The sequence below is a fragment of the Pseudomonas sp. NPDC090233 genome, from assembly GCF_044772285.1.
Classification (GTDB): Bacteria; Pseudomonadota; Gammaproteobacteria; order Pseudomonadales; family Pseudomonadaceae; genus Aquipseudomonas.
In genome coordinates, this window is sequence record NZ_JBIVYQ010000003.1 from 256,677 (window position 1) to 272,565 (window position 15,889).

Annotated in this window: 9 protein-coding genes; 3 read left to right on the forward strand and 6 right to left on the reverse strand. The window is 62.9% G+C overall.

The window, feature by feature from the left end; translation table 11 throughout:
• Positions 1–3: 3 nt before the first annotated feature.
• The gene (purL, locus tag ACIQUF_RS09365) at positions 4–3,903 is read right to left on the reverse strand and encodes a phosphoribosylformylglycinamidine synthase (RefSeq protein WP_403130869.1); all 3,900 of its coding nucleotides are present in this window, start codon (positions 3,901–3,903) and stop codon (positions 4–6) included.
• 210 nt (positions 3,904–4,113) lie between these two features.
• Between purL and mltF the strand changes: the two genes are divergently transcribed.
• Positions 4,114–5,571: a membrane-bound lytic murein transglycosylase MltF gene (mltF, locus tag ACIQUF_RS09370; RefSeq protein ID WP_403130870.1), complete on the forward strand. Its 1,458-nt coding sequence runs from the start codon at positions 4,114–4,116 to the stop codon at positions 5,569–5,571.
• A gap of 9 nt (positions 5,572–5,580) precedes the next feature.
• Here the strand turns inward: mltF and tadA are convergent, their stop codons facing one another.
• Both tadA and ACIQUF_RS09380 read right to left on the reverse strand, forming a co-directional pair.
• Positions 5,581–6,060, reverse strand: coding sequence for a tRNA adenosine(34) deaminase TadA (tadA, locus tag ACIQUF_RS09375; protein WP_403130872.1), 480 nt, complete (start codon positions 6,058–6,060; stop codon positions 5,581–5,583).
• Complete coding sequence (locus ACIQUF_RS09380) at positions 6,060–7,442, reverse strand: multicopper oxidase family protein (RefSeq protein WP_403130875.1); 1,383 nt, start codon at positions 7,440–7,442, stop codon at positions 6,060–6,062. Before ACIQUF_RS09380 ends, tadA begins: the two co-directional genes overlap by 1 nt.
• A gap of 207 nt (positions 7,443–7,649) precedes the next feature.
• Between ACIQUF_RS09380 and ACIQUF_RS09385 the strand changes: the two genes are divergently transcribed.
• Complete coding sequence (locus tag ACIQUF_RS09385; RefSeq protein ID WP_403130876.1) at positions 7,650–10,592, forward strand: membrane-targeted effector domain-containing toxin; 2,943 nt, start codon at positions 7,650–7,652, stop codon at positions 10,590–10,592.
• A gap of 47 nt (positions 10,593–10,639) precedes the next feature.
• Here the strand turns inward: ACIQUF_RS09385 and guaA are convergent, their stop codons facing one another.
• The 3 genes from guaA to ACIQUF_RS09400 form a co-directional block, all read right to left on the reverse strand.
• Entirely contained in the window at positions 10,640–12,217 is a 1,578-nt protein-coding gene (gene guaA / locus ACIQUF_RS09390) for a glutamine-hydrolyzing GMP synthase (RefSeq protein ID WP_400802806.1), read from the reverse strand.
• A gap of 78 nt (positions 12,218–12,295) precedes the next feature.
• Positions 12,296–13,765: an IMP dehydrogenase gene (guaB, locus tag ACIQUF_RS09395; protein ID WP_008094438.1), complete on the reverse strand. Its 1,470-nt coding sequence runs from the start codon at positions 13,763–13,765 to the stop codon at positions 12,296–12,298.
• 86 nt (positions 13,766–13,851) lie between these two features.
• Entirely contained in the window at positions 13,852–14,409 is a 558-nt protein-coding gene (locus tag ACIQUF_RS09400) for a sugar ABC transporter ATPase (RefSeq protein ID WP_403130878.1), read from the reverse strand.
• Positions 14,410–14,508: 99 nt separating this feature from the next.
• On the opposite strand from ACIQUF_RS09400, the gene xseA reads away from it, so the two are divergent.
• Positions 14,509–15,888, forward strand: a complete 1,380-nt coding sequence (xseA, locus tag ACIQUF_RS09405) for an exodeoxyribonuclease VII large subunit (RefSeq protein ID WP_403130880.1) — start codon at positions 14,509–14,511, stop codon at positions 15,886–15,888.
• The last annotated feature ends 1 nt before the right edge of the window (position 15,889 follow it).

Genomic DNA, 15,889 nt, shown 5'->3' on the forward strand with positions numbered 1-15,889 from the left:
CTCTTAGTTCACCCAGACGCGTGCGTTGCGGAACATACGCATCAGCGCGGCGTCTTCCTGCCACTCATCCGGGCGCCAGGAGTTCTGCACGGCGCGGAACACACGCTCCGGGTGCGGCATCATGATGGTCACACGGCCGTCGCGGCTGGTCAGGCCGGTGATACCGCGCGGCGAGCCGTTCGGGTTGGCCGGGTAGGCTTCGGTGACCTTGCCATGGTTGTCGACGTAGCGCAGGGCCACGCAACCGGACAGGTCGGCTTCCAGCAGTGCCTCTTCGCTGGCGAACTCGGCATGGCCTTCGCCGTGGGCGATGGCGATCGGCATGCGCGAACCGGCCATGCCCTGCAGGAAGATCGAGTTGGACTTCTGCACCTCGACCATGGCCACACGGGCTTCGAACTGCTCCGAGCGGTTACGCACGAAGTGCGGCCAGTACTCGGTGCCCGGAATCAGCTCATGCAGGTTGGACATCATCTGGCAACCGTTGCACACGCCCAAGGCGAAGCTGTCGGTACGCTCGAAGAAGGCCTGGAAGGCATCGCGGGCACGGGCGTTGAACAGTGCCGACTTGGCCCAGCCTTCGCCAGCACCCAGCACGTCGCCGTAGGAGAAGCCACCGCAGGCGACCAGGCCTTTGAAGGCTTCGAAGTCGACACGGCCGGCGAGGATGTCGCTCATGTGCACGTCGATGGCGGCGAAGCCGGCACGGTCGAAGGCGGCAGCCATCTCGACCTGGCCGTTGACGCCCTGCTCACGCAGGATCGCCACTTGCGGACGCACGCCTTTCTTGATGTACGGCGCGGCGATGTCTTCGTTGACGTCGAAGCCGACCTTGACCGACAGGCCCGGGTTGTCTTCTTCAAGCAGCGCGTCGAATTCCTGGTCGGCGCAGTCGGCGTTGTCGCGCAGGCGCTGGACCTGGTAGCTGGTCTCGGCCCACTGGCGTTGCAGCATGCGGCGGTCGTCGTCGAACAGCACTTCGCCATTCAGGCTGATGGACACTTCGGCGTTGTTGACCGGCTTGCCGATCACCGCCACGCAGCCCTCACCCAGGCCGGCGGCGCTGAACTGCGCCAGCACGTCCGGGGTGGCATCCTGACGAACCTGGATGACCGCACCCAGCTCTTCGTTGAAGAGGATGGCCGGCACGTCCTTGCGGTTGTCGGTCAGCGGGTCGAGCTGCAGGTCGAGGCCGCAGTGGCCGGCGAAGGCCATTTCCACCACGGTGGTCAGCAGGCCGCCGTCGGAACGGTCGTGGTAGGCCAGCAGGTGGCCATCGGCGTTCAGGCCCTGGATCACGGCGAAGAAGGCCTTGAGGTCTTCGGCGTCGTCGACGTCTGGTGCCTGGGCAGCGATCTTGCCGTGGGTCTGGGCCAGGATCGAGGCGCCCATGCGGTTTTTGCCGCGGCCCAGGTCGATCAGGATCAGGTCGGTTTCGCCCTTGTCCATGCGCAGTTGCGGGGTCAGGGTGTTGCGGATATCGGTGACCGGGGCGAAGCCGGTGATGATCAGCGACATCGGCGAGGTAACGCTCTTCTCGACGCCCTCTTCGCTCCACTTGGTCTTCATCGACATCGAGTCTTTGCCGACCGGGATGGTAATGCCCAGCTCCGGGCACAGCTCCATGCCGACTGCCTTGACGGTGTCGTACAGGCGGGCGTCTTCACCTGGGTGGCCGGCAGCGGACATCCAGTTGGCCGACAGTTTGATGTCGGACAGTTTCTCGATCTGCGCGGCAGCCAGGTTGGTCAGGGTCTCGCCGATCGCCATGCGGCCGGAGGCCGGGGCGTCGAGCAAGGCCAGCGGCGTGCGCTCGCCCATGGCCATGGCTTCACCGGTGTAGACGTCGAAGCTGGTGGCGGTGACGGCGCAGTCGGCGACTGGGACCTGCCAAGGGCCGACCATCTGGTCGCGGGCCACGAGGCCGGTGATGGTGCGGTCGCCGATGGTGATCAGGAAGCTCTTGCTGGCCACGGCTGGGTGATTCAGCACGCGCTGTACGGCGTTGTCCAGGTCCAGCTCGCTCGGGTCGAAGTCATCGCCCAGCTCGGCTTCGCGGGTGACCGAGCGGTGCATGCGCGGCGGCTTGCCCAGCAGCACGTCGAGCGGCATGTCTACCGGGGTGTTGCCGAAGTGGCTGTCGCTCACAGTCAGGTGCGGCTCTTCAGTCGCTTCACCCACCACGGCGAACGGGCAGCGCTCGCGTTCGCAGATGGCCTGGAAGCGCTCGAAGTCGACCGCGCTGACAGCCAGCACGTAACGCTCCTGGGATTCGTTGCTCCAGATTTCGTGCGGGGCCATGCCCGGCTCGTCGTTGGGCACGTTGCGCAGCTCGAAGCGGCCACCGCGGCCACCGTCGTTGACCAGCTCGGGGAAGGCGTTGGAGATGCCGCCAGCGCCGACGTCGTGGATGAACGCGATCGGGTTCTCGTCACCCAGCTGCCAGCAGCGGTCGATGACCTCCTGGCAACGGCGCTCCATTTCCGGGTTTTCGCGCTGTACCGAGGCGAAGTCCAGGTCAGCGGAGCTGGCACCGGTAGCGACCGACGAAGCGGCGCCGCCGCCCAGGCCGATCAGCATGGCTGGGCCGCCGAGCACGATCAGCTTGGCGCCAACGGTGATTTCGCCCTTCTGCACGTGGTCTTCACGGATGTTGCCCATGCCACCGGCGAGCATGATTGGCTTGTGGTAGCCGCGCACTTCTTCGCCGTGGGGGGTGTTGATGCTTTGTTCAAAGGTACGGAAGTAGCCGGTCAGTGCCGGGCGACCGAATTCGTTGTTGAACGCAGCGCCGCCCAGCGGGCCTTCGATCATGATGTCGAGGGCGTCGACGATACGCTCCGGCTTGCCGTAGGCCTGTTCCCATGGCTGCTCGAAGCCCGGGATACGCAGGTTGGAAACGGTGAAACCGGTCAGGCCGGCTTTTGGCTTGGCGCCACGGCCGGTGGCACCTTCGTCGCGGATTTCGCCGCCGGAGCCGGTGGAGGCGCCGGAGAACGGGGCGATGGCGGTCGGGTGGTTGTGCGTCTCGACCTTCATCAGGATGTGCACCGGCTCCTGCACCGCGCCGTACTGGCGGGTCTCAGGGTTCGGGAAGAAGCGGCCGGCGACGTTACCGACGATCACCGAGGCGTTGTCCTTGTAAGCGGACAGCACGCCTTCGTTGTGCATCTGGTAGGTGTTCTTGATCATGCCGAACAGGCTTTTTTCCTGCGCCTGGCCATCGATGTCCCAACTGGCGTTGAAGATCTTGTGGCGGCAGTGCTCGGAGTTGGCCTGGGCGAACATCATCAGTTCGATGTCGTTCGGGTTGCGCTTGAGCCCTTGGAAGGCAGCTACCAGGTAGTCGATTTCGTCTTCGGCCAGGGCCAGGCCCAGGTCGATGTTGGCCTTGGCCAGCGCGTCGCGGCCACCGGCCAGGATGTCGACCGAGGTCATCGGCTTGGGCTGCGCGTGGCTGAACAGGTCGGATGCCTGCTCCAGCTGGGCCAGCACGCGCTGGGTCATGCGGTCGTGCAGCTCGGCCGCGACATCGGCGGCGTCGGCATCGCTCAGGTCACCGGCGACGTAGTAGGCGATACCGCGCTCCAGGCGCTGGATCGACTGCAGGCCGCAGTTGTGGGCGATGTCGCTGGCCTTGGATGCCCAGGGCGAAATGGTACCCAGGCGCGGCACGACCAGGAACAGGCGGCCGGTCGGCTCCTGCACCGGCACGCTCGGGCCGTACTTGAGCAGACGGCCCAGCACCTGCTGCTGGTCGGCGGTCAGCTCGCCGTCAACGTCGGCGAAGTGGGCAAATTCGGCATACAAACCAGTAACAGCGGGGACTTTCTGGCTCAGTTGCTCGAGTAATTTACCGTGGCGAAAGGCAGAAAGGGCAGGAGCGCCGCGCAGGATCAACATCGTCGGGACAGCCTCAGGAAGGGGTGTGCTTAGAGGCCGTGCATTCTAGCCTAATTCAACGGCTTTCGGCACCCGCCAGAAGCCAATGCTGCCGGGCGGTGGAACCGGACTTCGGGGTCAAAAAAACCGGTGTCGGGCTTTAGCTGCTACCAGACAAGCAATTGGATGTCGAGATATGGCGGGCTTCATCCTTTGCGTATACTGCAAGCTATGTTCGCCCACACTGCTTTGCGCCAGCGTTGCGCCAAATGGCTTTTCGCAACCGGACTCTTTCTGCTGCTCGGTGCCTGCGTTGAAAAACCCAGCACCCTCGAGCGCGTGAAGGAGGATGGCGTGCTGCGCGTAATCACCCGCAACAGCCCGGCCACCTACTTCCAGGACCGTAACGGCGAAACCGGCTTCGAGTACGAGCTGGTCAAGCGTTTCGCCGATGATCTGGGCGTCAAGCTGGAGATCGAGACCGCCGATAACCTCGACGAGTTGTTCGACGACCTGAGCAAACCGTCCGGCCCGGTGCTGGCGGCCGCCGGCCTGGTCAGCAGCGAGCGGCGCAAGACCCAGGCGCGATTCTCCCACCCGTACCTGGAAGTGACCCCGCAAGTCATCTATCGCAATGGCCGTTCGCGCCCGACCGAACCCAAGGGCCTGGTGGGCAAGAAGATCATGGTGCTCAAGGGCAGCAGCCATGCTGACCAGTTGGCCGATCTGAAGCGGCAGTATCCAGGCCTGGAATATGAAGAGTCCGACGCGGTCGAGGTGGTCGACTTGTTGCGCATGGTCGATGAGGGGCAGATCGACCTGACACTGGTCGATTCCAACGAACTGGCGATGAATCAGGTGTACTTCCCCAACGTACGGGTGGCCTTCGACCTCGGCGAAACCCGTGACCAGCGCTGGGCCGTAGCCCCGGGCGAAGACAACAGCCTGCTCAACGAAGTTAACGAGTTTCTCGACAAATCGCAGAAGAACGGCACTCTGCAGCGCCTTAAAGACCGCTATTACGGCCATGTCGACGTGCTTGGCTATGTCGGCGCCTACACCTTCGCCCAACACCTGCAGCAGCGCCTGCCCAAGTACGAAAAGCATTTCAAAAGTTACGCCAAGGTCGAGCAGGTCGACTGGCGCCTGCTGGCAGCCATCGGTTACCAGGAATCCATGTGGCAGCCGGAAGTCACCTCCAAGACCGGTGTGCGCGGCCTTATGATGCTCACCCAGCGCACGGCCCAGGCCATGGGCGTGTCCAACCGATTGGACCCGAAACAGAGCATTCAGGGTGGCGCCAAGTACTTCATGCTGATCAAGGAACAGCTCGACGACAGCATCAAGGAACCGGACCGCACCTGGTTCGCCCTGGCTGCCTACAACGTTGGCAGTGGCCACCTGGAAGATGCCCGCACCCTGGCCCGGCGCGAGAAGCTCAACCCTAACAAATGGCTGGACGTGAAGAAGATGCTGCCGCGCCTGTCGCAGAAGCAATGGTTCCGCCAGACCAAGTACGGCTATGCCCGCGGCGGCGAGCCGGTGCATTTCGTGGCCAACATCCGCCGCTACTACGACATCCTCACCTGGGTGACCCAGCCGCAGCTCGAAGGCCAGGTCGCCGAAGGCAACCTGCACGTGCCGGGGGTCAACAAGGATAAACCGGCGGAACAGTCGCCGCCGATGTGAGGCCGAGAGCTACCCTTTGGCCCGCCGGGCCTTGAAGAAGTCACTGAGAATCTGCCCGCACTCCTCCGCCAGCACCCCGCCCTCGACCATCACCCGATGGTTGAGAAAGCCCTGCCCGAAGAACTGCCCCTGGCTCTGCACGATCCCCGCCTTGGGCTCCAGCGCGCCGAACACCACCCGCGCCACCCGCGAATGCACGATCAACCCCGCACACATGCTGCAGGGTTCCAGCGTTACATACAGCGTGCTGCCCGGCAGCCGATAGTTGCTGGCGGATTTCGCCGCCGCGCGGATGGCGACCATTTCGGCGTGGGCACTGGGGTCACTGTCGAAAATCGGACGGTTGAAGCCCTGCCCGATCACTTGACCATGCTGGACCAGCACCGCACCCACCGGCACTTCACCCATCGCCGCGCCCTCGGCGGCCAGGGCCAGGGCCAGGCGCATGAATTCCTGATCGCGGCTGCGATCGATGATCTGCGGGCGCATCAGACCACCGCGATCGCGGCCATCAGGCCGGTTTCCATGTGGTCGATGACATGGCAGTGGAACATCCAGGTGCCCGGATTATCCGCCACCAACGCCACCTGGGCGCGCTCGTTCTTGCCCAGCAGGTAGGTGTCGGTAAACCACGGCTCGACGATCTTGTGCCGGTTGGAGGCGATCACCTTGAAGCTCATGCCGTGCAGGTGGATCGGGTGCTGGTACTGGGTCATGTTCTTCAGCTCGAAGATGTAGCTCTTGCCCTTCTGCAGCGTGGCAATTGGCCGGTCGGCACAGGTCTTGTCGGTAATATCCCAGGCCTGGCCATTGATCTGCCAAAGGCTAGGTGGCTTGCCATTCTCGGTATTGACCGACACTTTGCCGACCCACTCGAAATTGAAGTTCAGCTTCTCGGCGTTCTCCAGGTCCGGCTCGGCCACCGGGTTCGGCGGCAAGGCTGGCGGCCAATCGCTCGGCGCGTCGTTGCTGGCCACCGAACGCAAGGTGCCCAGGCGCACGAAACCGTCGCGCAGGGAAATTTCTTCGCCCGCTTGAGGAATGCGGATTGCCAGGCAGATACGCATGCCGGGGCCGAGCCAATAGTCGTCATCGAGTTTGCGTGGCGTTACCGGGTTGCCGTCGAGCGCGTAGATCATCGCCTCGCAGTTGCCCTTGAGGTTGATGCGGTAGGTCCAGGTGTTATCCAGATTGAGCAGGCGCACGCGCACCACTTGCCCGGCCGGCAGCTCGGTCACCGAACCGGCCTGGCCATTGATGGTGATCAGCCGCCCCGCCGTGCCGTTGCGCGCCGCCTCGCGGGGAATGCTGAACGGCAGCCAGGCGCCCTGCTCGTCCACGTGCCAGTTTTTCAGGCTAAGCGTGCGTTCATGCTTGAAACCCGTCGGCTCGCGTTCTTCGACGATCAGCGGGCCGACCAGCCCGCGCCCCAGCTCCTCGGAGCTGCTGACATGCGGGTGGTACCAATAACTGCCGGCATCCGGGACGCGAAACTTGTAGTCGAAGTACTCACCCGGTTTGACCGGCAATTGCGAAACATAGGGCACGCCGTCCATTTCCAGCGGCAGGCGGATGCCGTGCCAGTGAATGGTGGTTTCCACCGGGAGATGGTTGATGAAGCGAACCCGCAACCAAGTGCCCTGGCGTACCCGCAACTCGGTGCCTGGCGCCGACGGTCCGAAGGCCCAGGCCTCGGTCTTGAAGCCCGGCACCAGTTCGACGTCCAGGGGAGCGGCGATCAGCTCATAATCGTGCCCGGCATTTTCATCCTCAACCTTGCCCAGCCAATACCGCGCGGCGCCTCCAGCGCCCAGGCCAACCACAACCAGGCCGGTCAGGCCTTTGAGCATTTGTCGACGGGTGAAGGACATCGGTGCGGGTACCTCGTGCTCTGCGCAATCAGCGTGCCAGCAGCGGCTGGCGATGAAGGGCGAATACGATACACCTGCAAATGCGAAATATTAAGTGAAGTCTTCCCCACGAGGGTTGCTGCGTGATACCGAAACGAGATTTATGTACCGCCCGAACTCTTCGGGTCCGCTCAACACTGGCCTTCCCCTTTCCCAGGTGCATAGGCCATGACTCTCACGCCACAACAGTCGAGCACTCAGCAGACCCTGCGGGATTTAGCGACACAGGTGACCGCAGCCTGCCCCGACATTCGACAAGCCGCACGCAAGGTGGCGCAAGCCGTCCTGAGCAAATTCGGTCACACGGATCTGGACCCGGACAAGGTCTATCTGCATCGATTCAAGTACGCTCACACCAGCCCTCGAACCTTCAACGGGTGGGCGCACAACCAGGCGCCCTATCAATCGTACACGCTGCCCCAGCTGGTGATGCATCGGTTCGATGTCCACGATCAGGACAACGCCGACCTGCTCACCTACCTGACCGGTTTCTACACCGATGGCCCAGAGGCTGAGTCGTTCGACGAACACAACGAGCTCGCCATCGCGCCGCGGGACGTGCTGGAGTACTTCTGGCAAATCGACTTCTGCAGCGACTTCAAGCAGCAGGTCGAGGCGTTCTGGGCTGCGCACAGCGATGATTATCGCGTCCTGGCCAAGGTCAACTTCCTGAGCAAGGTGCTGGAAGAGCGCGCGAGCAATCCCGGCAGCCCACTGGCGCTGCAAGCGGGCCGGGTAGCCACGGCCCTGGTCGGTGACATCGCCTGGCCACCTACGCTTGAGCAACTTCGCCAACAGGTACAACCCAGCGCTGGGCTCAGAGTTGGTACCTTCGACATTGGCGGCCATGTGGCGTCCGATATCCTGCGCGTCGAGATGCTGGACGGCCAGCAGCTGCTGTACCTGCCAGGCGAAGTGGACGCCCTGCACCTGTTCGCCAGCCACGACGACCTGTACTGGTGGTTACTCAACCAAAACAACCAGGCGGATAACCGGTCACGATTCATGGGCCATTTTCCGCTGGAAAGCCACGCGCAACAAAACAGCAGCGTCGGCCTGAACCACATGATCGACCTGCTGTTCTTCAACTGGGGAGGTTCTGCGCCCAGCCCTCTGAACCAGCTCAACCGCGGTATCGACGCGGATGCATTCAGCCATCTTCGCGATAGCTGCAAGCAACGCATGCTCGATGACGAACGATTCGCGCTGCGCTCCAATGCCGACCTGCGCAAGCAACTGTGGATCGGCTATCTGCGGGCTTTCGGTGAAGTCAGCGGCGCGCTGGCCGCGCTGGATTGGCCGGTCGCCCTGGCGGCGGTCGGCGCGGGGCTTGCCGAAACCGGGTTGAATATCGACCAGGCCATCACCGGACATATAACCGCCGAGCGCCAAGCCGGTGTCGTGGGGGCTATCCTGGCGGCGGTCAACACCCTGTTCAATGCCACCTTCCTGCTCAGTGCCCCAGGCTCGGCTGTAGACAATGCGCTTGAGCCGGTGAGCGTCGAAGAGCCATTGACAACGCCTGACGAAACACTTGAGCCAACGGAAGATGATCGCCTTGCCACGCGCGCGGACCTCGTTGCCTGGGTACCCGAACCCTTGCGCCCCGCCCAGGCTCAAGACTTGCTGGCGCCTTTCGAAACCAATGTGCTCCTCAACGGTAATCCCGGCTCCGGCGAACTGCAGGGGATCTACACACAGGACGGCAAGTTCTATGCCCTGATCGACGAACTGCCCTATGAGGTGCGCCATGTGGGCGAACTGAACAGTTGGGTCGTCATAGACCCGGAAAACCCATTCTCATTCGCTCGCCACCAGCCAATCCGCCTTGGCCCCAACGGTCAATGGGAAGTTATTTTACCGCCGAGCCTGAAAGGCGGAATGCCTGCGTCACTCTTGAAGATTTTCGGCAGGCCCGCGACAACAGCCGCACTTCCAGAGTTGCCACCCACCCCGTATGAAATACCCATCGAGCACCGCCCACTATTAGAGCAAACCGCATCACTGGAGAAGCATACCGGTGTCCTCAAGGGCGACTACGGCATGGGGGTCGACTCTCCAACTGAAAGTGCAACCGAAACTTTTCGCCAAACAAGTGGGCGACTGGCAACGGACGCTCACCGTTTTGTCCAGACCTTCGAGCTGCCGCCGCGCCCCCCGCTACCTCAACTCACTGCAACCACCCAAGTGAAGGCGCTTCTCTCCGACGTATTTGAACAGGCCGATGGACTCGTTATCGGCGAGTCCCACTCCGACATGGGTAGCAAACGCTTTCTGATCGACAACATGAAGCTGTTGCGCAAACAAAACGTGAAAGTGCTGTATATGGAGCACTTCCTGACCGATATTCATCAGGCAGACCTGGATGTCTTCAATCGTACAGGCGTCATGTCCGAACGGTTACTCGAGTACGCCGATACACAAGGCACGCGACGAGGGCTGGCAAAAACCAACCCCTATACATTCACCGAAGTGCTGCGCAGTGCGCAGAAAGAGAACATTCGAATTCAGTCGATTGATTGCATGGCCAGCTATTGGGAAATTCAACCAGCACCTTTGGCCCGCCAGGAAATGATGAATTATTACGCGCACTTGATCATCGACGCCGACCAAGCGACCCGAGGTAAATCCAAGTGGGTAGCGCTGATGGGAAACAGCCACTCAAATACCTTTGAAGGGGTGCCTGGCGTCAGCGAAATACAAGGTGCCTATGGCCTACGAATTGAAGATGTACCCATGGGCCAGCCAGAACGGTTCGAGATCGATCCTGGCCAGTCAGTCGCCGATAATAAGACCGCGCGCTTTATCAAAGGGGACATACGCCTGCAAGCCGCGTTGAAAAAACCCGAGGTCGCCACGGAGACGCTCGAAGAGCTCCTGCGAGAGCCAGGCGATTATCACGTTACAGCGCAACACAATCAGTTATTCCTGATACACCGATCTGGGGATGGCAGTTTGGTGCGCACGCCGATCCAAAAAGAGGGCAACTATTACTTCATCAATCGACCGAAGTGGGCTTGGATCAGTGGCCAGCGTTTCAGCAACCTCAGCCAGTTGCGCGGCATCCTCTCACGCCACGGCATGGTCATGAAGGAGCTGAAAACCTCATAAAAGGCTGAATACAACAAGGGCGCCTTGCGGCGCCCTTGTTGTTTAACTCATTCCCACTCGATAGTGGCCGGCGGCTTGCTCGACACGTCGTAAGTGACGCGCGAGATACCGTCGATTTCGTTGATGATACGGCCGCTGACGGTTTCCAGCAGCTCGTACGGCAGGTGTGCCCAACGCGCGGTCATGAAGTCCACGGTTTCCACGGCACGCAGGGCCACGACCCAGGCGTAGCGACGGCCGTCGCCAACGACGCCGACCGACTTGACCGGTTGGAACACCACGAAGGCCTGGCTGGTCTTGTGGTACCAGTCGGCCTTGCGCAGCTCTTCGATGAAGATGTGGTCGGCACGACGCAGGATGTCGGCGTATTCCTTCTTCACTTCACCGAGGATACGCACGCCCAGGCCTGGGCCTGGGAACGGGTGGCGGTAGACCATGTCGTACGGCAGGCCCAGTTCCAGGCCGATCTTGCGCACTTCGTCCTTGAACAGCTCACGCAGTGGCTCGACCAGTTTGAGGTTCATTTCCTCCGGCAGGCCGCCGACGTTGTGGTGCGACTTGATCACGTGGGCCTTGCCGCTCTTGGCGCCCGCCGACTCGATCACGTCCGGGTAGATGGTGCCCTGGGCGAGGAACTGGATGTTGTCCAGTTTGCTGGCTTCGGCATCGAACACGTCGATGAAGGTACGGCCGATGATCTTGCGCTTCTTCTCAGGGTCGGCTTCGCCTTCCAGGTTGTCGAGGAACTGCTTCTCGGCATCGGCGCGGATGACCTTGACGCCCATGTTCTCTTTGAACATGGCCATCACCTGGTCGCCTTCGTGCAAGCGCAGCAGGCCGTTGTCGACGAATACGCAGGTCAGTTGGTCGCCAATGGCGCGGTGCAGCAGCGCGGCAACCACCGAGCTGTCGACGCCGCCGGACAGGCCCAGCAGGACGTTGGCCGAACCGACCTGGGCACGCACCTGGGCGATGGCGTCTTCGACGATGTTGGAGGCGGTCCACAGGGCTTCGCAGCCACAGATGTCCTTCACGAAGCGGGACAGGATGCGACCGCCTTGCTTGGTGTGGGTCACTTCCGGGTGGAACTGCACGCCGTAGTAGCCACGGGCGTCGTCGAACATGCCGGCGATCGGGCAGCTCGGGGTGCTGGCCAGGACGTTGAAGCTGCCCGGCATCTGGGTGACCTTGTCGCCGTGGCTCATCCACACGTCCAGGCCCAGTACGCCGTCGTCGTCGACGTGGTCTTCGATGCCGTCGAGCAGGCGGCTCTTGCCGACCACGTCAACGCGGGCATAACCGAACTCGCGCAGGTCGGAACCTTCGACCTTGCCGCCCAGTTGCTCGGCCATGGTCTGCATGCCGTAGCAGATGCCCAACAGCGGCACGTTCAGGTCGAACACGGCCTGCGGTGCACGCGGGCTGTTGGCTTCGTGGACCGACTCGGGGCCGCCAGCGAGGATGATGCCGCGCGGGTTGAATTCGCGGATCGCTTCATCGTCCATGTCGAAGGGGTGCAGTTCGCAGTACACGCCGATCTCACGCACGCGGCGGGCGATCAGCTGGGTGTACTGGGAACCGAAATCGAGGATCAGGATGCGGTGAGCGTGAATGTCGAGGGCCATGACTCAATCTCGTCAGTGGAAATCGGAAACGACGCGGGGCTGTCGTGACAGCCCCGCATGCAAATGTTGCTAAAAGCCTCAGCCTACGCGGTAGTTAGGGGCTTCTTTGGTGATCTGCACGTCATGCACGTGGGACTCGGCCATGCCGGCACCGGTGATGCGCACGAACTCCGGCTTGGTACGCATCTCTTCGATGGTCGCGCTGCCGGTGTAGCCCATGGACGAACGCAGGCCGCCCATCAGCTGGTGGATGATCGCGGCCAGGGCGCCTTTGTACGGCACACGGCCTTCGATGCCTTCCGGGACCAGTTTCTCGGCACCGGCCGAGGAGTCCTGGAAGTAACGGTCGGACGAGCCTTGCGCCTGTGCCATCGCACCCAGCGAGCCCATGCCGCGGTACGCTTTGTAGGAACGGCCCTGGAACAGCTCGACTTCACCCGGTGCTTCTTCGGTACCGGCGAACATCGAACCCATCATCACGCAGGACGCACCGGCAACGATGGCCTTGGACAGGTCACCCGAGAAACGGATGCCGCCATCGGCGATCAGCGGCACGCCAGTGCCTTCCAGTGCGGCGGCGACGTTGGCGATGGCGCTGATTTGCGGCACGCCGACACCGGCGACGATGCGGGTGGTGCAGATCGAGCCTGGGCCGATGCCGACCTTGACGGCGTCGGCGCCAGCTTCAGCCAGGGCCTTGGCCGCAGCGCCGGTGGCGATGTTGCCGCCGATCACCTGCACCTGCGGGTAGGTTTCTTTCACCCAGCGAACGCGGTCGATCACGCCTTTGGAGTGACCGTGGGCGGTGTCTACGACCACCACGTCAACGCCAGCGGCTACCAGGGCGGCAACGCGCTCGCCGGTGTCCTTGCCAGTGCCGACCGCAGCGCCGACGCGCAGGCGACCCTGGTCGTCCTTGCTGGCCAGCGGGTAGGCCTTGGCCTTTTCGATGTCCTTGACGGTCATCATGCCCTTGAGGCTGAACTTGTCGTCGACGATCAGGACTTTTTCCAGCCGGTGCTTGTGCAGCAGCTCGCGGACTTCGTTCTTGTCGGCGCCTTCGCGCACGGTGACCAGACGCTCTTTGGGCGTCATCACGTCGCGCACCTTGGCATCCAGGCGGGTTTCGAAGCGCACGTCACGGGAGGTGACGATACCGACCAGGTCGCCGTTTTCCAGCACCGGAACGCCCGAGATGTTGTTCAGGCGAGTCAGGTCGAACAGGTCGCGCACGGTGGCGTCGGCTTCGATGGTGATCGGGTCCTTGACCACGCCAGCCTCGAACTTCTTGACCTTGCGTACTTCGCCGGCCTGCTGTTCGATGGTCATGTTCTTGTGGATGATGCCGATGCCGCCTTCCTGAGCCATGGCAATGGCCAGACGCGCTTCGGTCACGGTATCCATGGCGGCGGAAACCAGAGGAATGTTCAGCTCGATGCCACGAGTCAAACGGGTCTTGAGACTGACTTCATTGGGCAGTACCTCGGAATAGCCAGGTACAAGGAGGATATCGTCGAAAGTCAGGGCTTCTTGGCTGATACGCAGCATCGCGGGGGCTCCCGGGCGGGAAAAATGGAAGCGCGCCATTATACTCATCCACGGCGCGCCGCTCAATGCAAAATAAGGGCCTTCGGTCAGCGTTCTGGCAGTTTTACCTGCACCACCGCCACCGGCTGGTCCAGCCAGTCGGCGAAGCTGTCGAGAAAGGCCTGGGTGAAACCGGCCTCGCCCCAGTTGTTGAAGATGAACCCCAGGTTGGAAAAGGCACATGGCTGCAGGAAAAGGAAGCCATTGATGTCGTCTTCATGGCCACACAGTGGGCAGGTGAAGTTGTCGCTCACCCCCGGCATCCACTCTTCCAGGCTCTCGAACAGAGGCTCGCCCACCTCGCGGCGGCACTCGGGGCAACCGGCTTCTTCGAGGAAGCCGTCATGGGGCGTATAGATGCAGCGCTTGAGCACCACTTCCAAGCCATTGACCGGCTCGCCGAAGGGCAGCTTGTGCGGATGCAGGGCGACTTTGCGTGCGCCTTCGGCCAGGGCATAGCCCATGCGGTTGCCGGTGCGACCGCAGGTGGTCAATTGCTCCTCGACCACTTTTTCACGCACCAGCCAGCGCAGGATGGCCCGGGCACGGGCCTCGTGCACCGGCACGGTGGAGAGTTTCGGGACGATGATGCTCTGGATGTTCATGGATCGGACGGGCCTGGCGACTGCGGTAATGGGCTGATTCTATCGCAAATCTCCCACCGCGGACTTGGCGCCCCCCACCCACCCCCTTATCATGCCCCCATGATCAAAGACCCCTTCGAACGACTCGGCCTGGACCGCGAGGTCCTCACCGTCAGCCAGCTCAACGGCCGCGCGCGAGTGCTGCTGGAAGACGTATTCCGCAGTGTCTGGGTGGAAGGCGAAATCTCCAACCTCGCCCGCCCGGCCTCCGGCCATATGTACTTCACCCTCAAGGACAGCGGCGCCCAGGTGCGCTGCGCGCTGTTCCGGCAGAACGCCACACGGGTGCGCCAGGCCCTGCGTGACGGCCTGGCGGTGCGGGTGCGCGGAAAGGTGTCGCTGTTCGAAGGGCGCGGCGACTATCAGTTGATTCTCGACACCGTCGAACCGGCCGGTGACGGCGCCTTGCGCCTGGCCTTCGAAGCGCTGAAGGAAAAGCTCGGCGCCGAGGGCCTGTTCAGTGCCGAGCGCAAGCGGCCGCTGCCGGCCCACCCGCAACGCATCGGCATCATCACCTCGCCCACCGGCGCGGTGATCCGCGACATCATCAGCGTGTTCCGCCGCCGTGCGCCGCAGGTCGAGCTGAACCTGATCCCCACCGCCGTGCAGGGCCGCGAGGCCATCAACCAGATCGTCCGCGCCCTGCAACTGGCCGACAGCCGCGGCTTCGATGCGCTGATCCTGGCCCGCGGCGGTGGCTCGCTGGAAGATTTGTGGTGTTTCAACGAAGAAGCTGTGGCGCGCGCCGTGGCGGCCTGCGTCACGCCCATCGTCAGCGCCGTAGGCCATGAGACCGATGTGTCGATCAGCGACTTCGTCGCCGACGTGCGCGCCCCTACGCCATCGGCCGCCGCCGAACTGCTGGCCCCCGACAACAGCGGCCTGCAGCAGCGCCTCGAAGGCCTGCAACGGCGCCTGCTGCTGCGCATGCAGAACCGCCTGGCCCACGACCGCTTGCGCCTGGATTCGCTGACACGGCGCCTGCGCCACCCCGGCGAGCGACTGCGCCAACAGGCCCAACGCCTGGACGATCTGGACATGCGCTTGCGCCGGGCGTTCATGCTCAACCTCAACCAGCGCCGCGAGCGCCTGGCACGCCTGGACACGCGTCTGGCCGCGCAGCACCCGGGGCGCACGCTGAAGCTGCTCGGCCAACGCCTGGACAGCCTCGCCGAACGCCTGCCAAAGGCCATGCGCGATGTGCTCAAGGACCGCCGCCAACGCTTCCAGGCCCAGCTGCAGACCTTGCAAGTGGTCAGCCCGCTGGCGACCCTGGCGCGCGGCTACAGCATCCTCCTCGACGAGCATGGCCAGGCCATCCGCAGCGCCGAGCAGACCCGCAACGGCCAGCGCCTGACTGCGCGCCTCAACGAAGGCGAACTGCAAGTGCGGGTCGAGGACAATCACCTGACCCCGGTCACCCTTTCCCTACTGGACTGAC